Below are 22,854 nucleotides of genomic sequence, written 5' to 3' on the forward strand. Positions count from 1 at the left end.
TGAACCGTGATTAACGATATCAAAAAAGATGCGTCAGAACGTATGCAAAAAAGTGTTGCGGCACTAGGCAGTCAATTATCTAAAATTCGCACAGGCCGTGCGCACCCTGCATTACTTGACGGTATTCAAGTGTCTTACTACGGTGCAGACACACCATTAAACCAAGTTGCTAACGTAACAATTGAAGACTCACGTACACTTGCAATTAGCGTGTTCGATAAGTCACTAGCTCAAGCAGTAGAAAAAGCGATTATGGCTTCAGATTTAGGTTTAAACCCAATGTCTGCAGGCACTGTTATTCGTGTTCCACTTCCTCCACTAACAGAAGAGCGTCGTAAAGACCTGATTAAAATCGTACGTGGTGAAGTTGAAAGCGGCCGTGTTGCTGTACGTAACATCCGTCGTGACGCAAATGGCGACATTAAGAGCTTATTGAAAGAAAAAGACATTTCTGAAGATGAAGCACGTCAAGCAGAAGACGAGATCCAAAAGCTTACTGATAAGTTCATCAAAGAGATGGACGCACAACTAGCTGCAAAAGAAGCTGAGTTAATGGAAATCTAATCGCTGCTGTTTATCTTTCAGACATTGATTCTGCAAGTAAACAGGCGCAACTAAATTTATTAGTTTTGAAACGCCGTCTAGGGTATACTAGACGGCGTTTTTTTATGGAATACTCGATATTTATGGTTCTTAACGCTGATAAAATTTCCCAGCAAAGTTTGCCTAAGCATGTCGCTATAATCATGGATGGCAACGGACGTTGGGCACAAGCGAAAAATCGCCCACGTGTTTATGGGCACAAAAAGGGCGTTGATGCGGTTCGTCAATCAGTGCAATTTTGTACTCGCTTAGGTATACAGTCGTTAACACTATTCGCATTTAGTAGCGAAAATTGGCGACGTCCAGAAGACGAAGTAAATACGCTCATGGAGCTATTTTTATTTGTACTGGGCAAAGAAGTTAAAAAACTTCATAAAAATAATGTAAAGCTAAACATAATTGGTGATTTATCACGCTTTTCAGAAGGTTTGCGCAATAAAGTTGATGCAGCCCATGAATTAACTCGTAATAATACGGGTCTACAGTTAAACGTGGCAGCTAATTATGGTGGACGTTGGGATATTACTAACGCCGCAACAACGCTTGCGAAAAAAGTCGCAGCCGGTGAAATGGCCGCAGAAGATATTACTGAAGAGCTAATGGCTGAACAAATGAGTATGGCCGACCAAGGTGAGCTTGATTTAATGATCCGCACCGGTGGAGATTTACGCATCAGTAACTTCCTTTTATGGCAAGCGGCTTATGCTGAGCTTTACTTTACCGATACGCTTTGGCCAGACTTCAATGAAGCTGCATTTGCTGACGCTATCGCATGTTACGTTGCCAGAGAGCGACGATTTGGTTGTACAGGCGAACAAATAAAACAATTACTCGCCGAGACCTAATTACTAGTTGAAGGTACACACATTGCTAAAACAACGAATTTTAACCTCGCTCGTGTTGGCACCACTTGCACTTATTTTGGTTTTTTATACCCCATTAACACTATTTAGTTATATCGCCGCCGGTATTGTTTTACTCGGTGCATGGGAGTGGTCTGCATTTATGGGCCTATGCGATAAAGTTAAACGTTTTGGATTTGTTGCAGCAACGGCTGCATTTTTGGCATTACTGAACTGGCATTGGCCCATTGAATCACTTTGGCAAAATGGTCAATTAGTGGGTGATGCAAACTACCTATTTACCTTGTCATTTGCATGGTGGATTGTGGCAACTTATTTAGTTTGGCGCTACCCAGCTATGGCAAAGGCTTGGAATGAAGGCATTGTAATGCGTGCCATTGCAGGCTTTTTAACGCTAGTGCCACTTTGGCTTGCACTAAATACACTACGTAGCGCAGGTTATGGCGAATCTACTCACTTTGGTTCAATGTTAATTTTAGTTGTACTTGGTATTGTGTGGAGCGCAGATATTGGTGCTTACTTTACTGGTAAGAACTTAGGTAAACGTAAACTAATGCCAAAGGTAAGTCCCAATAAAACAATTGAAGGTTTATTAGGTGGTGTAGTGGCTTCGGTTGTTTTTGTTTTAGCCTTTTGCCATTTCACTAATGTTGATATGAGTGTTTGGCCAATCTATGCCGTGATGACGGCATTTATCGCGTTATTCTCAGCGGTAGGCGATTTACTCGAAAGTATGTTTAAACGTGAAGTTGGCTTGAAAGACAGCGGTTCATGTTTACCAGGTCATGGCGGTATTTTAGATCGTATCGATAGCTTAACCGCAGCTGCGCCAATCTTTGTACTTTGCTACGCATGGACACTGAGTTTATGAGCAAAGTAGAGCAACTTGTCGTACTGGGCGCAACTGGTTCAATCGGTTTAAGCACCTTAGATGTTGTTTCTAGAAACCCAGAGCGCTTTGCGGTTTTTGCTTTAGCGGCGGGTAAAAATGCCGAGCAAATGGCTGAACTGTGTGTCGCACATCAGCCTAAGTTTGCTGTAATGGCTGATCAACAAGCCGCTAGTGCGCTATCAAATTTACTTGCAAATAGCTCGTGTAACACACAGGTGCTAGCAGGTGTTGATGCGATGTGTGAGCTTGCTGCACATACCGATGTTGATGCAGTGATGTCGGCGATAGTAGGTGCAGCGGGTCTGTTACCGACTCTAAGTGCAGTTGAAGCAGGCAAAAAAGTGTTGCTAGCGAATAAAGAGTCGCTAGTTATGTCGGGTCAGTTGTTTATTGATAAAGTAAAACAACATGGCGCCACTTTACTGCCTATCGATAGCGAACATAATGCGATTTTCCAATGTATGCCAGCATCATTACAAAATGCATCTGGCCTACTTGCCGACAATGGCGTGAGTAAAATCTTGCTTACAGGTTCTGGTGGTCCTTTCTTAAAACGTGATTTATCGACACTACCATCAGTGACTGTTGCAGAAGCAGTGGCACATCCAAACTGGTCAATGGGACAAAAGATTTCTGTCGACTCAGCGACTATGATGAATAAAGGCCTAGAGTTTATAGAAGCCAAGTGGCTGTTTAACTGCTGTGCCAGTGATATTGAAGTGGTGATCCACCCACAAAGTATTATTCACTCTATGGTGCAATATCAAGATGGCTCAGTGCTTGCGCAAATGGGCAATCCAGATATGCGCACACCAATTGCTCATGCTTTAGCTTTTCCTGAGCGTGTCGATGCGGGTGTAAAACCGCTCGATTTTTCACAAATGGCAGATTTTACTTTCACTAAACCAGATTATGCTCGTTACCCTAATTTAAAACTTGCCATTGATGCGTGTGAAATGGGGCAAGGTGCAACCACCACAGTAAATGCGGCGAATGAAATAGCGGTTGCAGCATTTCTAAATGGTCAAATCGGCTTTACAGATATTTATCGAGTTAACGCTGAAACGCTTAATGCAACACAAAATATCAACGTGCAGACCCTCGATGAGATTTTAGCTTGCGACCAAGCTGCACGTGTAAAAGCGACTGAGTTTTTAAAAAGAGGCATCAACTAGCATGTTTGATTTTTTCTGGAATCTTGGCTCATTTATTCTTGCTCTGGGTATTTTAGTGACTGTGCATGAATATGGTCATTTCTGGGTTGCGCGAAAAGCCGGCGTGAAAGTGCTGCGTTTTTCAATTGGCTTTGGTAAGCCGTTGATCAAGTGGTACGACAAACAGCAAACCGAATATGTGATTGCAGCAATCCCACTAGGTGGTTATGTCAAAATGCTTGATGAGCGTGTTGACGAAGTCCCGCCAGAGCAGCGACATTTATCATTTAATGCTAAATCAGTAAAAGCACGTATTGCGATTGTGGCTGCTGGCCCGATGGCAAACTTTTTATTCGCTATTTTTGCCCTTGCTGTAATGTATATGGTCGGCGTTCAGTCATTAAAACCTGTGGTGGGTGAGGTGTCTCAAGGCAGCCGTGCCGCAGCTGCTAATATTCAGCCAAATCAGCAAATTATTAAAATTGGTGAAGACGATATCAATACTTGGCAAGATGCAACATTCTCGCTAATGAGCCGCTTAGGTGAGCAAAGTGTTGTGGTAACGCTTCGTGATCAGAATTATCAAAAGCATGTGCGTACTCTTAACTTAGATGGTTGGAAATTAGATCAACAAGACGTACCACCATTAACCTCGATTGGCATTGTGCCGTTTCGTCCTAAAGCACTTTTAGAAGTGGCAATGATCAGTAAAGGCTCGGCGGCAGAAGCTGCAGGCTTACAGATTAAAGACAAAATTCTTGCTGTAAATGGTGAAAATATCAGCAGTTGGACCCAGTTAGTTTCACTAATTCAGCAATCACCTAACAAATCCTTACAATTTAGTGTACAAAGGCAAGATAGTATAAAAGAGCTGTCAGTGACGCCACAAAGCAGAACCAATGATGCGGGCGTTGCTCAGGGCTTTTTAGGTGTGTCTCCAGTGGTTGAGCCATGGCCAGAAAACTATATTGAAACTAGACATTATGGCCCTGTCGATAGTATTGTGCTGGGCATACAAGAAACATGGCGTTTAATTACCCTTAGTTTTGACATGATTGGTAATTTAATTACCGGTCAGGTGTCGGTTAAAAATTTAAGTGGCCCGGTGGGCATTGCAGTTGGCGCGGGAACTAGCGTAAGCTATGGCTTGGTTGCATTTTTAAGCTTTTTAGCATTAATTAGTGTAAACCTTGGCGTATTTAACTTATTACCGCTGCCAGTGCTAGATGGTGGGCACTTAATGTATTACATAATTGAACTTTTTCGCAAAAAGCCGGTCTCTGAAAAGACGCAAGAATTTGGTTTTAAAGTGGGGGCCTTGCTGCTTCTGTTTTTAACATGTTTCGCTTTGTTCAATGATGTATCGCGTTTATAACAAGTAAGCGAAAAATTCCAATTTGAACACGATTGTAAAACACCGCAAAAGTTAAATTTATAAGGTGTTGAGCGGTAATACAGTTGTAAAGGATAAAGATAACAAAATGGCTATAAAAAAACATTTGGCAGTTTCAAGTTTATTAGGTGCTAGCTTTGCAGCCCTAGGCCAAAACTCCTTTATTGTAGATGATTTAAAAGTTGAAGGTTTACAGCGTGTTGCACTGGGTGCAGCGTTAACGCATATTCCGATCAACGTGGGCGATAATATTGATGAGTACACAATTTCTAGAACCATAAAGGCTCTCTATCGTTCAGGTCACTTTGACAATATTAAAGCATTACGTGATGGCAACAGTGTTATCTTCCGAGTGACTGAGCGCCCAACGATCAGCATGATCGAATTTGATGGCAATAAAGACATCAAAGATGAGCAACTTAATGAGTCGCTAGACCAGCAAGATATCCGTACTGGTGAGCCGCTTGATAAAACAGTCCTTGATAACATTGAAAAAGGCTTAGTTGAATTCTTCCACAGTATTGGTAAATACAATGCAAAAGTGGATGTAAGCATTACTAAGTTACCGCGTAACCGTGTAAAACTTTTATTCACATTTGATGAAGGTGACGCAGCGTCAATTCGTCAAATCAACTTGGTTGGTAACGAGCTTTTCTCAGATGAAGAGCTTCTTAAGTTAGCCGAGTCTCAACAAGATTTGCCTTGGTGGCAGTTCATGTCGAGCGACCGTTATCAAAAGCAAACTATCGAAGGCGATTTAGAGAAAATCCGCAGTTACTACCTAGACCGTGGTTACCTACGTTTTAATATCGATTCGACACAAGTATCAGTTAGCCCTGAGCGTGATTCTGTTTATGTAACAGCAAATATCACCGAAGGTGTTAAATACAAAGTTAAAGGCTTTGACTTTATTGGTGACCTGTTAGGCCGTGAAGAGCTTATTAAGAGCGTTATCCCGCTAAAAACTGGCGAGCTTTATAACGGCTCTGTGGTGACATCATCAGAAGAGTTTATCAAAAGCTACTTAGCACGTTTTGGTTATGCCAATGCTGAAGTACGTACCATCCCTGAGATTGATGACGAAAACAAAGAAGTTCAATTAACGCTTTCTGTTAATCCGGGCAAACGTGTTTATGTTCGTCGTATCATTGTGGGCGGTAACCAAAATACTTCTGATGAAGTGGTTCGTCGTGAAATGACACAGCTTGAAGGTGCATGGTTATCAAACCAAAGCCTTGAGCGCTCTAAACTGCAAATCCAGCGTTTACCTTACATGGAAAGCGTTGATTTTAATGTTGTACCAGTACCAGGTGTAGATGACCAAGTTGATGTAGATTTTACTGTTAAAGAACAATCTGCAGGTAGCTTTAACGCAGGCCTTGCTTATGGTTCATACTTGGGTCTGCAATTTAACATTGGTGTGAGTGAATCAAACTTCTTAGGTACCGGTAACCAAATTGGTTTTAACATCAATACTTCACGTGGTTCTGAGCGTATTAGTGTGTCTTACACTGACCCTTACTTTACGCCGGATGGTGTATCGCAAGGTAGTAGCATCTTCTACAGTAACTATGATGCAAGTAAATTCAGCCTAATCGACTATAAATCGAAGAGTTATGGTATTGGTACAAACATTGGTTTCCCAATCGATGCAGTAAACCGTATTAACTTTGGTGTGCGTTGGGTGCAAGAAGAGCTGTCTGATATTGCAGAATATGAGCAAACACGTGTTATTCGTGAAACATTCTTAGACCCTGAAAATCCAGACGCAGGCTTTGACTTTACTAAGTACGAGTTAAGCGCAGGTTGGTCACGTGTTACTGTTAACCGTGGTTTATTTCCAACAGCAGGTTCGCGCCAATCTCTTAACTTAACTGCGACAACGCCAAACTCTGATTTACAGTACTTTAAGCTAAATTATGACTCGCGTTTCTACTGGCCAATCAGTAATGACCACCGCTGGGTGTTCTCAACGCGTGCGGCACTTGGTTACGGTAATGGTTACGGTACAACCAATGGTTATGACCAAACACTGCCGTTCCAAGAGTTCTTCAGAATTACTGAAATGGAACTACGTGGCTTTGACCGTAATACGATCTTACCTCGTGCTGTATCACGTTTTCCGCAAAGCATTCCTGGTACACCGTTACCTGATGGTACGACAACAGGTAGCATTGGTGGTGCATCAGAATTTGACCAATTACAAACAGCAGGCCGAATTGGTGGTAACGCCAAAGCGGTAGCAGGGATGGAGCTTATTGTTCCAACACCTTTCTTAGATGAAGAAAACACCAGCTCTGTACGTACTAGCTTCTTCGTAGATGCTGCAAATGTATGGGATACAGAGTTTAATATTGACCGTTATCAAAACCTTTCAACAGATGAACGTGCAAAATTGGATGATTACTCAGATCCAATGCGCTTTAGGGTTTCAACCGGTCTTTCTCTACAATGGATCTCTCCGATGGGTCCAATGCTGATCAGTTTTGCGTATCCATTGCAAAAAGAAGAAGATGACGATACGAAGACCATCAGCTTTAACATTAGTAATACATTCTAAAGGAGTTTTTTCGTGAATAAATCAATTAAATCAACAGCTTTTGCACTACTTGCTACTTTATCTATGGGTCTATCTACTAACGCATTCGCGCACAAAGTAGGTATCGTTGATATGCAAGAAATCTACAAGCAAATCCCACAAATGGCGAAAGTAGAGCAAACTTTAGAAGCTGAATTCTCAGAGCGTCGTCAAGAACTAGAAAAACTTCAAGGTGATATCCGTTTTGAAGCTGAAAAGTTCAAGCGTGAAGCAACAACGATGAGCGACAAGCAAAAAGAAGAATTACGTACTAAGATCCAAGGTATGCAGCAGCAACTTGCTGAAAAAGGTCGTCCTTTAGAGCAAGAAATCAAAATGCGTCAAAACCAAGAACTAGCTAAAGTTCAAAAGTTAATCTTAGATGCAATCGAAGAAGTAGCGAAAGCTGGCAAATTCGATGAAGTTAAAGTTAAAGAAACAACGATTTATGTTAACCCTAAAACTGTCGATGACTTATCAAGCAAAGTTGTTGAAAAAGTAAGTAAGCAATAGAAATCATATATGCAAAACTACACGCTTTCGCAGATAGCGGATCTTCTGGGCGCTGACCTTCAAGGTGACGGCGCCACAGAGATTAAAAAAATATCTACACTTGCAAATGCCCAACATGGGCATATTGCATTTTTAGCGAACAAGAAATATCGCTCGCAATTAGAAGATACTCAAGCAAGTGCGGTGATTTTATCACCAGCAGATGCTGAGTACTTTTCGGGTAATAAGCTCATTGTTGCTAATCCTTATGTTTGTTACGCCAAACTTGCTCAGCTAATGGATACCACACCGCGCTCAGCAGTGACCGGTATTCACCCAAGTGCAGTCATTCACGATTCAGCCTCTATTGGCGATAATGTCGCGATCGCCGCCAATGTGGTGATCGAAGCGGGTGCTGTAATTGCAAACGATGTGCAGATTGGCCCAGGCTGTTTTATTGGTGAGCACGCAAAAATTGGCCAAGGCACTAAGCTTTGGGCAAATGTAAGCGTTTACCATGAAGTAGAGATTGGCAGCGACTGTTTATTCCAAGCGAATACGGTAGTGGGCAGTGATGGTTTTGGTTACGCTAACGAGCGTGGCGAATGGGTGAAAATACCGCAACTTGGCCGAGTAATCATCGGTGATAAGGTTGAGGTAGGCGCGTCTACTACGATTGACCGTGGTGCGCTAGACGATACTATCATCCATAGTAATGTAATTATCGATAATCAATGTCAAATAGCGCATAATGTCGAGATCGGTTCGGGTACAGCGGTTGCTGGTTGTACGGTATTTGCTGGCAGCACAGTGATCGGTAGGAATTGTCAGATTGGCGGTATGGTTGCAATTAATGGTCACATTAGCGTATGCGATGGTGCTATAATCACCGGCATGAGTATGGTGACTAAGGCAATCACAGAACCTGGAATTTATTCTTCAGGCTTGCCACATCTAACCAACAAAGAATGGCGACGTAGTATTGCCCATATCCGTAACCTTGGCGATATGAAAGACCGCATTAAAGCACTTGAGTCACTGACTAAGTCACTCAATATTGAAGACAAATAAGGATGCTATTTTGGCAAATGAATTAAATAGTCTTGATATCCAGGATATCTTGAGTTTACTTCCGCATCGTTACCCGATGCTACTTGTTGACCGTGTACTTGATTACACGCCAGGCGAGTCGTTACATGCTATTAAAAATGTAACAGTGAACGAACCTATTTTTACGGGTCATTTTCCTAATCAACCTATCTTTCCAGGTGTGTTGATTTTAGAAGCAATGGCTCAAGCAACTGGCTTACTTGGTTTTAAGACAGTTGAAAATCGTAGCGATAACGAACTATATTTATTCGCAGCGATCGACAATGCGCGATTCAAACAGCCGGTATTACCTGGCGATACTATGCATTTGCATGTAGAGTTTGTAAAAGAGCGCCGCAATATATGGAAATTTGCAGCAGAAGCAAAAGTTGACGGCAAAGTAGTGTGTACTGCCGAAATCATGTGTGCGAGAAGAGAGTTTTAATAGTGATCCATCCTACGGCGATAATCGAACCAGGTGCAAAACTTGGAAATAACGTATCAGTTGGCCCTTACAGCTATATCGGTAACGATGTAACTATTGGTGATAACTGTATCATCGAATCTCATGTGGTTGTAAAAGGCCCATCGACGATTGGTTCTGGTAACCATATTTTCCAATTTGCTTCGGTCGGTGAAGCTTGCCAAGACAAAAAGTATGCGAATGAGCCAACGACTTTGATCATTGGTGACAACAACGTGATCCGTGAGTGTGCGACAATTCACCGTGGTACGATTCAAGACCAAGGTGTAACAAAAATTGGTAGCAACAACTTATTTATGGCTTACACACACGTTGCACATGATGCAGTTGTGGGCGATAACGTTATTTTTGCTAACAATGCCTCTGTTGCTGGCCACGTACACGTAGGTGACTGGGTGATCCTTGCAGGTAATTCAGGTGTTCACCAGTTCTGTAAAATTGGTTCACATGCATTTGTAGGTATGTACTCAGGCGTTAATAAAGATGTACCGCCATTTGTAACTACTATTGGTACACCGGCAGGCCCTGTAGCAATCAATACTGAAGGCATGAAACGCCGTGGCTTTGAAAGCGATGAAATCATGGCAACACGCCGAGCATATAAAACGCTTTATCGTAAGAGCTTAGGTGTTGAAGAAGCAATCGCTGAGCTAAGTGAAGATGCTGCGAAGTACCCAGCTGTTCAGCTGATGATAGACTTCGTGAAAAGCTCTGAGCGCGGAATTATTCGCTAATCATAAGCGAACTTCTATAAAAGCCACCGTAAGGTGGCTTTTTTGTTTTTATACTCATTCGCTTAATTAGGTAACTTGATATAGTTCAGGTTTTGCTAAGTCAGTGCTTGCTATCTTCACGGCAAAAAAGGATCTACTAATATGAACAAACTCATCGTTTTTGCATTATTAAGCTTAATTATAACTGGTTGTAGTAGTGTGCCTTCGGTATCTAAAGGAGCAATAGAAAAAGGCAAAGCCAGTTATTACGCTGATAAATATCATGGCCGAACGACAGCAAGTGGTGAGGTGTTTAATCAACGGGCATTGAGCGCGGCTCATCAAACGCTTGGTTTTGGCAGCAGAGTAAAAGTTACTAATCTTAGTAATAATAAAAGCGTGATTGTTACTATTAATGACCGCGGCCCATTTATCCGCGGTCGTATTATCGACTTATCAAAAAAGGCGTTTTCACAAATTGCCTCAGTCAAGCAAGGTGTGATTGACGTCACCGTTGAGCAGCTCGATTAAAAACGGGTAATAAGCTCTACGTAGTCGGCTTCATTCGCCACTAATTCAGCATGACTCGCAAAGGCTCTTACTTGTCCTTGCTCTAACCAAATAACCTTATCAACACGACTTAGCATTGCAGGGTCATGGGTAATGGTCAGCATAGTTTTATTTGCCCATATTCTCTCAACTGTAGTCAGCAAGTTTTGCTTAGTGTGATTATCTAAGCTCTCTGTTGGTTCATCAAGAATGATTAAATTACCTTGCCTTAATAGAGCTTGGGCAATAGCAATACGACGTGACTGACCATGAGAAAGCTTTCTGCCTGCGGTTCCTAAACGAGTGTTTAGCCCATCTTTTAAGTTACTAAGCCAAGAGCCAAGTTCAGCTTGTTCACAGGCCTCAATAAGCCTCTCATCTGTCGCATCAAAAGCTGCATAGCGAAGGTTTTCACGTAGCGTGCCATCAAAAATATGATGCTGCTGGGCAACTATCGTTAGCTGCTTAAAGCGTGTTGCAGTGCTCAAGCTTTCAAGTTCAAAGGTGCCTTCTTGCTTGGTGGCGAGCTTTAATGAGCCTGATTGCAGCGGCCAAAGGCCCGTGAGTAAGTTAACTAGGGTGGTTTTGCCACTGCCACTGGCACCGACTAGGGCAACTTTACTGCCGGGTGTAATCGCAAAATTGATATTGCTAAGGGCTTTACTTTTTGCCCCCAAGTATTGGTAATTGACCTCGCTTAGCTCAAGACCAAGCCCTGATTTGTCAGCTAATTGGTTTGCTAGCTGATCATCTAGGTTGTTTGGCTTTTCGGCTAAGCTGCTGTGTTTATCTTCAAGATCAAACAGTCGCTTTGCGGCACTTAAAGTAAGCGGCAATTCAATAAATGCCGTAGGCAGGGTAAGCACGGTTTCAAAGCTTGCTAATACAAATAACGCGAGCATCGCCAGTTCAACGTTTTTCATAGTCCCCATTGCAACCAGTGGAATAATCATAAATACACTGGCCAGCATGGTAAGTTGGATCACCAAAGTGCTTAAACCATTACTATTTGCCACGGCTTTGTGGCGATTATAGAGCTGGTTGTTGTATTGTTTACTGAGTGAGTCACAATGCGCTAATTGCGCAGCCTGTGCTTGATAGACAGCAAGCTCTCTGGCACCTGATAGTGTATCGTCAAGTTCAGCTCTTAACTCGGCTGAAAGTTGGGTTTCAGTATCCGCTTGTTGATGAAGCTTATGGCTTAACAATACGGGAAGCAGCACGCCAATAATCATCAGTGAAGTAAAGCAAACTAATGCGACCTCAGCGTTATACATGGCCATGAAGGCCATTACGATAGGAATGCTGATCAAGGCGACAATAATCGGCAGCAGCACATTGAGGTAGAATTTATCCAGCGCATCGACATCATTCTGTAGGCGGTTAAATAAATCGCTACTACGACTCATTGCTAAGTCAACGTTGTTCAGTTGGCTCAGAGTCTTGAACATGTTTACGCGAATTTCGCTCAGCAATAAAAAGGTAGCATTATGAGTTATCATCCGCTCACCGTAACGAGACGCTGTGCGCACGATAGCTAAAAAGCGGATCACTCCAGCTGGGGTAAAGTAATTCATCTGCACACCAGCAATGCCCGCCGCTGCCATGGCTGCTAAAAACCACCCAGATATAGCGAGCAAGCCCACATTAGCGAGTACCGTTAAGCTTGCTAAAAAAGCCCCTAAAAGCAACATGCCAGTATGAGGTTTGCATAGTTTTAATAGACGTATAAAGTTATGCATGGGTGTCACCTTGGCTCACAAGTTTAGCAAATAGGCCTGCTTGCTCAGTCAGTTGCTGGTACTGACCAGATTCAACAATGTGACCTTGTTGCATAACGTAAATATTATCGGCGTGTTTTACCGTATTCAGTCGGTGAGCAATAACCAGTACTAAATGGTCTTTTGCATAATCGCGGATTGCTTGATTGATTAAATGCTCTGTTTGGCTGTCTAAGTGAGCGGTAGGCTCATCTAGCATCAGCACAGGGGCATTCTTCAAAAATGCACGGGCAAGGGCTATGCGCTGTTTTTGCCCTCCAGAGAGGCCTTCTCCTTGTTCACCTAGCAAGGTATCAAAGCCATCAGGTAGTGCAGTAATAAACTCAAGTGCTCCAGCTTTACTTGCTGCTTCATAGAGCTCTGCTTGGCTTGCATCGGGTTTAGCTAAACGCAGGTTGTCTGCAACGGTTCGATAAAATAACGTGGCTTGCTGTGGTATCCATGCCAGCTGTGCTTGCCAATCAGCTAATGCAGTATCACTCAGTGGTTGCTCGTTAATGCTAATGGCACTATTGGCCTGATGATGAAAACCCAATAGGCAATCAAACAAGGTACTTTTACCCGAACCACTTTCACCCACAAAGGCAATTAAGCCTGAGCTTGGTAAGCTTAAGTTGATATCAGTTACCCCTTCGTTTGTTTCAGGGTAGTGAAAGGTAAGCGCACTCAGCTGTATATCTTTTATCGGTAACTCAAGCTTAGATGACCCGACATGTTTATCAGCGTCGCTTTGATTGATTATGTCGACCATATCAGCAGCAGCGCTGATCCCTTCAAGTTTTGCATGATAGTGAGTACCCATTTGTCTAAGTGGTAAGTAAAACTCAGGGGCCAGTAGTAACACCACAAATCCAGTGGCAAAATCGAGCGTACCAAAAAATAATCTAAAGCCAATGATTACAGCAACAAGGGCCACACTAATGGTGGCTAAAAATTCAAGGGCGAAAGACGATAAAAAGGCGACTTTCAATACACCCATGGTTGCTCCACGGTAATCATCAGAAATCTGACTGATGCTATTTAGCTCACGCTTGGTTGCATTGAAGAGCTTGAGTTGAGTCAGGCCTTGTAATCGGTCAAAAAAGTAATTACCAAGTACCGCCAGTTGTTGCCAGCGTTCTTGGTTTAACTGCTCCGCTTTATGGCCCACTAAAATCATGAAAAAAGGGATAAGTGGCGCTGTTAAAAGGAATATGAGGCCTGCTTTGTAATCGGTTGGAAAAATCACCACCAATATCGCTAATGGAATAAGCGCGCTGTAAGCCACACTCGGAATGTAGTTTGCGTAATATTGATGCAGTGCTTCCACCCCATTATGTAAGGTGTTAAGTGTTGCGCCGTGACCTTTTTGTTGACTGTAGGCTGGCCCAAGTTTGCTGAGCTTTTCTAGCAGTGTATTACGCATCACGTTTTTTATCTTTAACGCGGCGAGGTTACTCACCCGTTCACTTAGCGTAACCAACAAAGCACGAACTAAAATTAGCCCAGCCAGCGGCCATAATAATGGGCTTACGGCTTGCAAGTTTGCTTGTTCAAACATGACTTGATGAGCCGCGTTTGCAAGAAGATAACAAGAGGCAATCATTAATAGGGCGTTGAGTGTGCCCAAACTAATGCTTAATTTAAGAAGCCCTGAAGCGGACTGGCTATACTGCTTTAAAAAAGCGCGCAGCGTTTGCTGCTGCGCGCGATTTGGTCGGGGTTTAGTTGTCATCGGTGTTTTTGAGTCTCGCGTACAGCTCTAGCTCATCATCAGCAATCGAATCTTTATGTTGGTGAAATTCGTACCACATTACGTTGATCACCCCAAGTGTACAGGCTAATAGAACACCTAAAATCCAGGCAAAATACCACATATTTAAATCTCCTTAATAGCTACCGTGAGTGTTGTTTTCAATTTCACTAATCGTTACTTTGCGCCACATCTTCACATAACACCATGTTGTGTAGATAAGAATAAGTGGTACAAAAATAACCGCAGCGATAAACATCACGTTAAGTGTCATATGGCTCGAAACCGCATCCCACATAGTTAAACTAATATTTGGGTTGTTGCTCGAAGGCATCACAAACGGGAACATTGACATACCCGCAGTTAAGATCACGCCTGCAAGCATTAAGCTTGACGCAGCCAATGCCATTGCTGGTTTTTGTAATTTAGATAATACAATTGCCAGTGCCGCCATCACGAATGCTAGGGCAGGAAATAGCATGGTTAATGGCATTTTTGTATAGTTATCAAGCCATGCACCCGGTGCCTGCGTTACTGTTTTAGCAAGCGGGTTTGCAAACCCTTGAGTATCGCCCATGCTAACGATTTTATATCCGTCAATTTGTGATACCCACACACCAGCTAAGGCAAATAATACAATAAACGCCATCAGTGCATATTGACCATATTGTGCTGAGCGTTTAGCAACCTCTGCATCAGTACGAAGTTGTAACCACATACCAGCGTGACCAACCAGCATCAGTACACTCACTAAGCCAACTACAATGGCAAATGGGTTTAATAACGCAAAGAATGAACCTTGATAACTGACACGCAGTAGGTCGTCGATATGATAAGGCACGCCCAGTAATAAGTTACCAAATGCTACACCAAATACTAAAGCAGGAATAAAGCTGCCAGCAAATAGGCCCCAATCCCAGTTATTACGCCAGCGCGGTGAATCTATTTTTGAGCGATAATCAAAACCAAGCGGTCTGAAAAATAACGCAAATAACACCAGCATCATAGCAAAGTAAAAGCCAGAGAAAGCGGCCGCGTAAACCATAGGCCAAGCCGCAAACAGTGCGCCCCCAGCGGTGATGAACCAAACTTGGTTACCATCCCAGTGAGCGCCAATGGTGTTAATAACTGTACGGCGTTCAACATCTGTTTTACCAACTAGGCGAAGCAAAATTGCCACACCCATGTCCATACCATCGGTTACTGCAAAGCCAATTAGTAATACACCAATTAACAGCCACCAGATTAGTTTTAGTGTTTCGTAATCAAAAATCATGACTGAGCTCCTTGGCTTGCAAGTGAATCCGCTTTAGCAAGTTCATGGTGATATTTACCGGTATGAAGTGAGCTTGGGCCTTGTTTAATAAAGCGCAGCATCAGCCAGCCTTCTACAGCAGCAAGACCTGTATAGAAAACTAAGAAACCAGTAATACTAATCAATAAGTCATTCACCGTGAGTGACGAGGTTGCCAAGAAGGTCGGTAAAATTTCCGAAATTGCCCACGGTTGGCGGCCGTACTCCGCAACAATCCAACCAAATTCAATGGCAATCCAAGGCAGAGGAATACTCCATACCGCAGCCCATAATAACCAGCGCTTTTGCTCAATAATGCGGTGTGCGTTGTAATAAAATGCGAGGACGAATACGCCAAGCATGATCACGCCACAGCCAACCATGATTCTAAATGACCAGAACATAGGGCCGACTTGAGGGATTGAGTCTTTCACTGCTTTTTGAATGTGCTCTTCTGTTGCATCTACCACGTTAGGGGTATAGCGCTTAAGTAGCAAACCATAGCCAAGGTCGTCTTTTAAGGTATCGAACTTTGCAATGTTTTCTGGTGTGTCTTCACCGCCACGAAGCTTTTCTAAGTATTCGTATGCAATCATACCGTTACGAATACGTACTTCGTGCTGCTCTTCAAGGTCTTTAATACCTGTTACTTGCTCGTCAATAGAGCGAGTCGCAATGATGCCAAGTGCATAAGGGATTTTTACAGCGGCATGGGTGACTTGTTCTTCTGAGTCAGGAATACCAACTAGCGTAAATGCGGCAGGGGCTTCTTCGGTATGCCACTCAGCTTCAATGGTTGCGAGTTTGACTTTTTGCACCTCGCCAACTTCGTAGCCAGATTCATCACCAAGTAAAATAACACAAAGAATAGACGCTAAACCAAACCCTGAAGCAACCGAGAACGAACGCTTAGCAAAAGCAAGGTCGCGACCTTTTAAGATGTACCAGCTACTAATACCAAGTACAAACATAGATGCTGCAACATAACCTGCTGATACGGTATGAATAAACTTAACCTGTGCGACTGGGTTAAATACCAATTCAGCAAAGCTAGTCATTTCCATGCGCATGGTTTGGTAGTTAAATTCAGCACCTACTGGGTTTTGCATCCAACCATTTGCTACTAAAATCCATAACGCAGATAAGTTAGTCCCTAAAGCCATTAAGAAGGTAGCACCTAGATGCTGACGTTTACTCAAACGCTCCCAGCCTAAAAAGAACATACCGACAAAGGTTGATTCTAAGAAGAAAGCCATTAAGCCTTCAATCGCTAGCGGTGCGCCAAATATATCGCCCACATAGTGAGAGTAATAAGACCAGTTGGTACCAAACTCAAACTCCATGGTTAGACCTGTCGCCACACCAATCGCAAAGTTAATACCAAACAACTTACCCCAGAACTTAGTCATATCACGATAAATTTCGCGACCTGTCATCACGTAAACGGATTCCATGATCACTAAAATCCACGTCATACCTAAGGTAAGGGGAACAAATAGGAAGTGAAATAGGGCAGTGATTGCAAATTGCAATCGCGATAGATCCACAAATGTTTCATCTATCATTGTTTAGCTCCTTGTTAGCGGGTGCGGTAGACACGACAAATATTGGTTATGAAATTTCAGTAATTATTGAAACTTTATGAATATTAAACCTGTATTCATTTTAGTCAATAGGAAAATACGAAATAAAGATGAATTAATCCTGCTCACCTTTTCTACAGATTAGAGATAAAGCTCTAAAGTTTCAAATATTTAATCGTTATAAAAAGCCGTTTTGCTATGGCTTATTTTATTCTTTTTTAAGCTCTTTTTAGATAGTAGCGAGTAAACCTGCAGGCTACACACGCAAATAAATGCTCAACCAATGAGCAAGTAGGCAGGCTAATTTCGATTTCTAGTATTTATTAACTCTGTGACATTTATCCGACTGCTAAAACACGGTAAACTCGTTTTTATTAGTGCCAAAAGTTGCGAATTATCAACGAATGAAAGAACAAACAAAGCCGTTACGTATTGCCTTGGTGGCAGGTGAGTTTTCAGGTGATATTTTAGGTGAAGGGCTAGTAAAAGCACTTAAACGCCGTTTTCCGGATGCCATATTTGAAGGGATTGCAGGCCCGCGTATGCAAGCGGCTGGCTGTAAAACATTATTCGATATGGACGAATTATCTGTAATGGGCCTAGTTGAAGTACTAGGCCGATTACCGCGCCTACTAAAAATACGCAAACAATTGGTGCAGCATTTTATCGACAACCCACCAGATGTATTTATTGGTATCGATGCCCCTGACTTTAACTTACGTGTCGAAAAACCGTTAAAAGAGGCGGGCATTAAAACAGTACAATATGTTAGCCCATCAGTGTGGGCGTGGCGCGAAAAACGTATTCATAAAATCAGTGCTGCAACTAATTTAGTACTGGCATTATTACCGTTCGAAAAAGCCTTTTACGATAAGCACGATGTACCTTGTACCTTTGTGGGTCATACTTTGGCTGATGATATTGCCCTTGAGCACGACCAATCCGAGGCTCGTAACCAACTAGGTTTAGCACAAACTGATAAAGTGCTTGCATTACTACCAGGTAGCCGAGGTTCTGAAGTAGGGCTTTTAAGCGAAACCTACATTGAAACAGCGGCTAAATTGCAAGCGCAAAATCCTGACCTTAAAATTGTGGTTCCGTTAGTCAATGAAAAACGAAAAGCACAGTTTTGTGAAATTTTAGAAAAAACAGCCCCTGATCTAAAACTGCAATTATTGGATGGTCAGTCAAACCTTGCAATGCAAGCGGCTGATGCCATTTTACTTGCCTCAGGAACCGCAACGCTTGAAGGTATGCTGTATAAAAAGCCGATGGTTGTGGGCTACAAAATTAAGCCACTGAGTTACTGGATTTTCAAAACCTTATTTACTTTTAACATTAAGTATTTCTCGTTGCCTAATTTATTAGCCGATGAAGAACTCGTTCCAGAATACTTACAAACTGAATGTAATGTTGAAAACCTATCGGCTGCGCTAACACCTATGTTGAATACCGATAACAGCGAACTAAAAGCGCGCTTTTTAGCCATACATAAAAACATTAGATTAAATGCCAATGAACAAGCTGCAGCAGCAGTCGCGGAGTTACTAAATGCAAATTGAACGACCGAATGTTAATTATATTGCTGGTGTAGATGAAGTTGGCCGTGGTCCATTAGTGGGTGATGTTGTTACCGCTGCGGTAATATTGGACCCAAATAAGCCTATTGCAGGGTTAGCAGATTCTAAAAAGTTATCAGACAAAAAACGTCAATTATTAGCTGCAGAAATAAAAGAAAAAGCCCTGTGCTATGCTATTGGTCGTTGTAGTCCAAGTGAGATTGATGAGTTAAATATTTTGCATGCCACTATGCTCGCGATGAGCCGCGCGGTTGAAGGCTTAAGCGTAAAGCCTGAGTTTGTCTTTATTGATGGTAACCGTGTGCCTAGCCAATTAACTGTGCCAGCACAGGCGGTAGTAAAAGGCGATAGCCTAGTTGAAGAGATTTCGGCAGCATCTATTCTAGCGAAAGTTGCTCGTGATGATGAAATGATTGAGCTTGATAAGCGTTACCCTGACTATGGTTTTGCAGGCCATAAAGGTTACCCAACTAAAGCACACTTTGCAGCACTTGAACAATACGGTGCTATTGCAGAGCATCGTAAAAGCTTTAAACCTGTTCAGCGCATTTTGGCGTTAAAAGGAGAGCAACTGTAATGCCTGCGCCACAATTTGTTCACTTACGTGTTCACTCAGATTTCTCAATGGTGGATGGCCTAGCTAAAACTAAGCCAATTGTCGCTAAAGCAGAAGAGCTGCAAATGCCTGCGTTGGCTATCACCGATCAGATGAACTTATGTGGTTTGGTGCGTTTTTATGGCGCTGCCCATGGCGCTGGTATTAAGCCTATTGTCGGCGCAGACTTTTGGTTAAGAAGCCCTGAATTTGAAGATGAACCTAGCCGAATTACCATCTTAGCGAAAGATAACGAAGGTTATAAAAACCTTACTTTATTGATCTCTAAAGCATACCAGCGCGGACATTTATTTCACCGCCCAGTGGTTGACCGTGAATGGCTGGTGGAGCACAAAAAAGGCCTAATTTTATTATCTGGCGCTAAAGATGGCGACTTAGGTAAAGCCCTATTAAAGGGTAACCCAGGCCTTATTGAATCGGTTGTTAGTTTTTATAAGCAACATTTTAGCGATCATTATTACATTGAGCTTATTCGTACGGAACGTGCTTTAGAAGAAGACTATTTACACCTAGCTGTTGAGCTTGCTACAAAAGAGCAGTTACCTGTAGTGGCAACGAACGAAGTGGTGTTTTTAAAACCAGAAAACTTTGAAGCCCATGAAATCCGCGTAGCAATCCATGACGGTTACACCTTAGAAGATAAACGTAGACCAAAACGTTTTTCTGAGCAGCAATATCTTAAAACAGCAGAGCAAATGGCTGAGCTATTTAGCGATATTCCTGAAGCGTTAGAAAACACCGTTGAAATTGCTAAGCGCTGTAATGTGACCGTACAGCTCGGGACTTACTTCTTACCAGATTACCCAACCGGTTCGCTGAAAATTGAAGACTTCTTGGTTAAGGTTTCTGAAGATGGCCTTGAAGAGCGTTTACAGTTTTTATTCCCAGATGAGCAAGAGCGTAAAGAGAAACGTGGCGAGTATGATGAGCGTCTGAAAATAGAGCTCGACGTAATCAACCAAATGGGTTTCCCAGGTTACTTCTTGATCGTAATGGAGTTCATTCAGTGGAGTAAAGATAACAATATTCCGGTAGGTCCAGGGCGTGGTTCTGGTGCTGGTTCATTGGTTGCTTATGCACTGAAGATCACCGACCTTGATCCGCTTGAATTTGACTTACTATTCGAACGTTTCTTGAACCCAGAACGTATCTCAATGCCCGATTTCGACGTCGATTTCTGTATGGATAGGCGTGATGAGGTAATTGATCACGTAGCGGCACTTTATGGTCGTGACGCGGTATCTCAGATCATCACCTTTGGTACCATGGCTGCAAAAGCGGTTATCCGTGACGTAGGCCGTGTACTTGGTCACCCTTACGGCTTTGTTGATCGTATTTCTAAACTAGTACCGGGCGATCCGGGTATGACCTTGGCTAAAGCGTTTGATGTTGAGCCTCGTTTACAAGAAGCCTACGACGGTGATGAAGAGGTCAAAGAGCTTATTGATATGTGTCGCATCCTTGAAGGCTGTACACGTAACGCCGGTAAACACGCTGGTGGTGTTGTAATATCACCAACCACTATCACTGACTTTGCAGCCCTTTATTGTGATGATGAGGGTAAATTCCCGGTAACGCAATTTGATAAAAACGACGTTGAGACGGCGGGTTTAGTTAAGTTTGACTTCTTAGGTCTAAGAACACTTACCATCTTGCAATGGGCAATTGATATGACTAACGAGCGCTTAGCCCGAGAGGGTAAAGAGCCAGTTGATATCAACGCTATTCCACTTGATGATAAGCCAAGTATTGAGTTACTGCTACGCGCCGAAACCACCGCGGTATTCCAGTTAGAATCTCGTGGTATGAAAGACCTTATTCGTCGTCTAAAGCCCGACTGCTTCGAAGATATGATCGCACTGGTAGCACTATTCCGCCCTGGTCCATTGCAATCAGGCATGGTAGATAACTTTATCGACCGTAAGCACGGCCGCGAAGAGTTATCTTACCCAGATGTGCAGTGGCAACACGATAGCTTGATACCCATTCTAGAACCGACCTACGGTATCATTCTTTATCAAGAACAGGTAATGCAGATTGCGCAGGTACTGGCTGGTTATACGCTAGGTGGCGCTGACATGCTGCGTCGTGCGATGGGTAAGAAAAAACCAGAGGAGATGGCAAAGCAACGTTCAACCTTCGAAGAAGGTGCTGTTAATAACGGAGTTGACGGCGAACTTGCAATGAAAATCTTCGACTTGGTAGAGAAGTTCGCAGGTTATGGTTTTAACAAATCTCACTCAGCTGCTTATGCCTTAGTATCGTACCAAACGTTGTGGATGAAAACCCACTACCCAGCAGAGTTTATGGCTGCGGTAATGTCGGCGGATATGGATAACACCGATAAAATTGTTACCTTGGTAGATGAATGTGAAAACATGAAACTGACCTTGTTACCGCCAGATGTAAATGCCGGTGAGTACAAGTTTACGGTTAATCTACAAGGTGAAATTGTTTACGGTATCGGTGCCATTAAAGGGGTTGGTGAGGCGCCTGTTGAAGCTATTTTAGAAGCCCGTAGCGAAGGTGGCCCGTTTAAGGACTTATTTGATTTTTGTGCCCGTGTTGACTTAAAGCGTTTAAACAAGCGAGTTGTTGAAAAGCTTATTTATGCCGGAGCGCTCGATCAACTTGGCCCAGATAAAACCCAACCTGGCCGTGCAACCTTATTAGCAAGCTTAAAAGATGCCATGCGAGCGGCCGATCAGCATCATAAGGCTGAGTCATTAGGGCAGGCAGATTTATTTGGATTACTTGCCACAGAGCCAGATGAAGTTGAACAAGCATTTATCAAAGCCACAGATTTAACCGACAATGAGTGGCTAGATGGTGAGAAAGAAACTTTAGGTCTGTATTTAACTGGCCACCCAATTAATCAGTATCGTAAAGAGTTAAAGCATTATACATCAGGAAGGCTGGTTGATTTACAACCCACTAACCGCGATGTGCAGTCAACGGCTGCAGGCTTAGTGATTTCTGCCCGTACCTTGATAAACAAAAAGGGAAATCGATGGGGTCTTGTAACTTTAGATGACAAGAGTGCCCGTATTGATGTACGCTTATTCCCAGAACAGTTTGAAATGTACCAAGATTTGCTGCAAGTAAACAATATCTTGGTAATATCTGGACAGGTCAGCTTTGATAACTTCTCTGGTGGCATTACAATGACCGCTAGAGACATATGCACCATCGCTGAGGCGCGAGAAAAACGTATAAAAGCGATTAAAATGACCTTGAATATGGTGCAGATCGAGGCGAACTTCTTCGATAATTTACAAAAAGTACTGGAACCTTATAAGTTTGGTACTTGTCCTATTAAAGTATTCTATCAACGTCCGGATGCGTTGGCTGAGATTACCTTAGGAACCGAATGGTGTGTTACGCCGAGTGATGACTTGCTTCATAAGTTATCGCTGATGGCGGCGCAAGATGTAGAACTAGAATTTAATTAATTAGGT

At 42.8% G+C, this 22,854-nt stretch carries 19 protein-coding genes; 14 read left to right on the forward strand and 5 right to left on the reverse strand.

Features of this window, described 5'->3' with window-relative positions:
* The first annotated feature begins 6 nt into the window (after positions 1-6).
* From frr to AN394_RS15500, 11 genes are all read left to right on the forward strand, one after another.
* On the forward strand, positions 7-564 hold the full coding sequence (gene frr, locus AN394_RS15450; RefSeq protein WP_054553121.1) for a ribosome recycling factor: 558 nt from the start codon (positions 7-9) through the stop codon (positions 562-564).
* A gap of 104 nt (positions 565-668) precedes the next feature.
* Positions 669-1,448 carry an isoprenyl transferase gene (locus AN394_RS15455; RefSeq protein WP_054553120.1) on the forward strand — a complete coding sequence of 260 codons (780 nt, stop codon included), beginning with the start codon at positions 669-671 and terminating at the stop codon, positions 1,446-1,448.
* 22 nt (positions 1,449-1,470) lie between these two features.
* Positions 1,471-2,337: a phosphatidate cytidylyltransferase gene (locus AN394_RS15460; RefSeq protein WP_054553119.1), complete on the forward strand. Its 867-nt coding sequence runs from the start codon at positions 1,471-1,473 to the stop codon at positions 2,335-2,337.
* Positions 2,334-3,533 carry a 1-deoxy-D-xylulose-5-phosphate reductoisomerase gene (ispC, locus tag AN394_RS15465; protein WP_055021936.1) on the forward strand — a complete coding sequence of 400 codons (1,200 nt, stop codon included), beginning with the start codon at positions 2,334-2,336 and terminating at the stop codon, positions 3,531-3,533. The genes AN394_RS15460 and ispC overlap by 4 nt, the downstream gene beginning before the upstream one ends.
* A 1-nt stretch (position 3,534) precedes the next feature.
* Positions 3,535-4,887 carry a sigma E protease regulator RseP gene (rseP, locus tag AN394_RS15470; protein ID WP_054562043.1) on the forward strand — a complete coding sequence of 451 codons (1,353 nt, stop codon included), beginning with the start codon at positions 3,535-3,537 and terminating at the stop codon, positions 4,885-4,887.
* Between the two features lie 106 nt (positions 4,888-4,993).
* Positions 4,994-7,465 (forward strand): outer membrane protein assembly factor BamA, encoded by a 2,472-nt coding sequence (gene bamA / locus AN394_RS15475; RefSeq protein ID WP_054562042.1) that lies wholly within the window; start codon positions 4,994-4,996, stop codon positions 7,463-7,465.
* Between the two features lie 12 nt (positions 7,466-7,477).
* Positions 7,478-7,996 carry an OmpH family outer membrane protein gene (locus AN394_RS15480; RefSeq protein WP_054553115.1) on the forward strand — a complete coding sequence of 173 codons (519 nt, stop codon included), beginning with the start codon at positions 7,478-7,480 and terminating at the stop codon, positions 7,994-7,996.
* 9 nt (positions 7,997-8,005) lie between these two features.
* On the forward strand, positions 8,006-9,046 hold the full coding sequence (gene lpxD, locus AN394_RS15485; protein WP_054562041.1) for a UDP-3-O-(3-hydroxymyristoyl)glucosamine N-acyltransferase: 1,041 nt from the start codon (positions 8,006-8,008) through the stop codon (positions 9,044-9,046).
* 10 nt (positions 9,047-9,056) lie between these two features.
* On the forward strand, positions 9,057-9,509 hold the full coding sequence (fabZ, locus tag AN394_RS15490) for a 3-hydroxyacyl-ACP dehydratase FabZ (RefSeq protein WP_054562040.1): 453 nt from the start codon (positions 9,057-9,059) through the stop codon (positions 9,507-9,509).
* Between the two features lie 2 nt (positions 9,510-9,511).
* Positions 9,512-10,282, forward strand: a complete 771-nt coding sequence (gene lpxA, locus AN394_RS15495; protein ID WP_054553112.1) for an acyl-ACP--UDP-N-acetylglucosamine O-acyltransferase — start codon at positions 9,512-9,514, stop codon at positions 10,280-10,282.
* A 141-nt stretch (positions 10,283-10,423) separates the two neighbouring features.
* Complete coding sequence (locus AN394_RS15500; RefSeq protein ID WP_054562039.1) at positions 10,424-10,792, forward strand: septal ring lytic transglycosylase RlpA family protein; 369 nt, start codon at positions 10,424-10,426, stop codon at positions 10,790-10,792.
* Here the strand turns inward: AN394_RS15500 and cydC are convergent.
* The 5 genes from cydC to AN394_RS15525 are packed head-to-tail and all read right to left on the reverse strand — an operon-like array spanning position 10,789 to position 17,182.
* The gene (cydC, locus tag AN394_RS15505; protein ID WP_055021937.1) at positions 10,789-12,552 is read right to left on the reverse strand and encodes a thiol reductant ABC exporter subunit CydC; all 1,764 of its coding nucleotides are present in this window, start codon (positions 12,550-12,552) and stop codon (positions 10,789-10,791) included. The two genes, AN394_RS15500 and cydC, sit on opposite strands and share 4 nt — an antisense overlap.
* Complete coding sequence (gene cydD, locus AN394_RS15510; RefSeq protein ID WP_055021938.1) at positions 12,545-14,305, reverse strand: thiol reductant ABC exporter subunit CydD; 1,761 nt, start codon at positions 14,303-14,305, stop codon at positions 12,545-12,547. Before cydD ends, cydC begins: the two co-directional genes overlap by 8 nt.
* A complete protein-coding gene (gene cydX, locus AN394_RS15515) occupies positions 14,295-14,447 on the reverse strand; it encodes a cytochrome bd-I oxidase subunit CydX (RefSeq protein ID WP_054553108.1) in 153 nt (50 codons plus the stop codon). The genes cydD and cydX overlap by 11 nt, the downstream gene beginning before the upstream one ends.
* 12 nt (positions 14,448-14,459) lie before the next feature.
* A complete protein-coding gene (gene cydB / locus AN394_RS15520; protein WP_055021939.1) occupies positions 14,460-15,599 on the reverse strand; it encodes a cytochrome d ubiquinol oxidase subunit II in 1,140 nt (379 codons plus the stop codon).
* Entirely contained in the window at positions 15,596-17,182 is a 1,587-nt protein-coding gene (locus tag AN394_RS15525; protein WP_054562035.1) for a cytochrome ubiquinol oxidase subunit I, read from the reverse strand. Before AN394_RS15525 ends, cydB begins: the two co-directional genes overlap by 4 nt.
* Before the next feature lie 422 nt (positions 17,183-17,604).
* On the opposite strand from AN394_RS15525, the gene lpxB reads away from it, so the two are divergent.
* The 3 genes from lpxB to dnaE are packed head-to-tail and all read left to right on the forward strand — an operon-like array spanning position 17,605 to position 22,848.
* Positions 17,605-18,762: a lipid-A-disaccharide synthase gene (gene lpxB, locus AN394_RS15530; protein WP_055021940.1), complete on the forward strand. Its 1,158-nt coding sequence runs from the start codon at positions 17,605-17,607 to the stop codon at positions 18,760-18,762.
* A complete protein-coding gene (gene rnhB, locus AN394_RS15535; protein ID WP_055021941.1) occupies positions 18,752-19,357 on the forward strand; it encodes a ribonuclease HII in 606 nt (201 codons plus the stop codon). Before lpxB ends, rnhB begins: the two co-directional genes overlap by 11 nt.
* Positions 19,357-22,848: a DNA polymerase III subunit alpha gene (gene dnaE, locus AN394_RS15540; protein WP_055021942.1), complete on the forward strand. Its 3,492-nt coding sequence runs from the start codon at positions 19,357-19,359 to the stop codon at positions 22,846-22,848. Before rnhB ends, dnaE begins: the two co-directional genes overlap by 1 nt.
* Positions 22,849-22,854 lie beyond the last annotated feature (6 nt).

The sequence above is a fragment of the Pseudoalteromonas sp. P1-26 genome (assembly GCF_001401795.1).
In the GTDB taxonomy this organism is placed as follows: domain Bacteria; phylum Pseudomonadota; class Gammaproteobacteria; order Enterobacterales; family Alteromonadaceae; genus Pseudoalteromonas.

Coding starts and splice junctions, on each gene's coding strand:
- AN394_RS15455 (WP_054553120.1), top strand. CDS start 669: ATGGAATACTCGATATTTATGGTTCTTAACGCTGATAAAATTTCCCAG.
- ispC (WP_055021936.1), top strand. CDS start 2,334: ATGAGCAAAGTAGAGCAACTTGTCGTACTGGGCGCAACTGGTTCAATC.
- rseP (WP_054562043.1), top strand. CDS start 3,535: ATGTTTGATTTTTTCTGGAATCTTGGCTCATTTATTCTTGCTCTGGGT.
- bamA (WP_054562042.1), top strand. CDS start 4,994: ATGGCTATAAAAAAACATTTGGCAGTTTCAAGTTTATTAGGTGCTAGC.
- lpxD (WP_054562041.1), top strand. CDS start 8,006: ATGCAAAACTACACGCTTTCGCAGATAGCGGATCTTCTGGGCGCTGAC.
- AN394_RS15500 (WP_054562039.1), top strand. CDS start 10,424: ATGAACAAACTCATCGTTTTTGCATTATTAAGCTTAATTATAACTGGT.
- cydC (WP_055021937.1), bottom strand. CDS start 12,552: ATGCATAACTTTATACGTCTATTAAAACTATGCAAACCTCATACTGGC.
- cydD (WP_055021938.1), bottom strand. CDS start 14,305: ATGACAACTAAACCCCGACCAAATCGCGCGCAGCAGCAAACGCTGCGC.
- cydX (WP_054553108.1), bottom strand. CDS start 14,447: ATGTGGTATTTTGCCTGGATTTTAGGTGTTCTATTAGCCTGTACACTT.
- cydB (WP_055021939.1), bottom strand. CDS start 15,599: ATGATTTTTGATTACGAAACACTAAAACTAATCTGGTGGCTGTTAATT.
- AN394_RS15525 (WP_054562035.1), bottom strand. CDS start 17,182: ATGATAGATGAAACATTTGTGGATCTATCGCGATTGCAATTTGCAATC.
- lpxB (WP_055021940.1), top strand. CDS start 17,605: ATGAAAGAACAAACAAAGCCGTTACGTATTGCCTTGGTGGCAGGTGAG.
- rnhB (WP_055021941.1), top strand. CDS start 18,752: ATGCAAATTGAACGACCGAATGTTAATTATATTGCTGGTGTAGATGAA.
- dnaE (WP_055021942.1), top strand. CDS start 19,357: ATGCCTGCGCCACAATTTGTTCACTTACGTGTTCACTCAGATTTCTCA.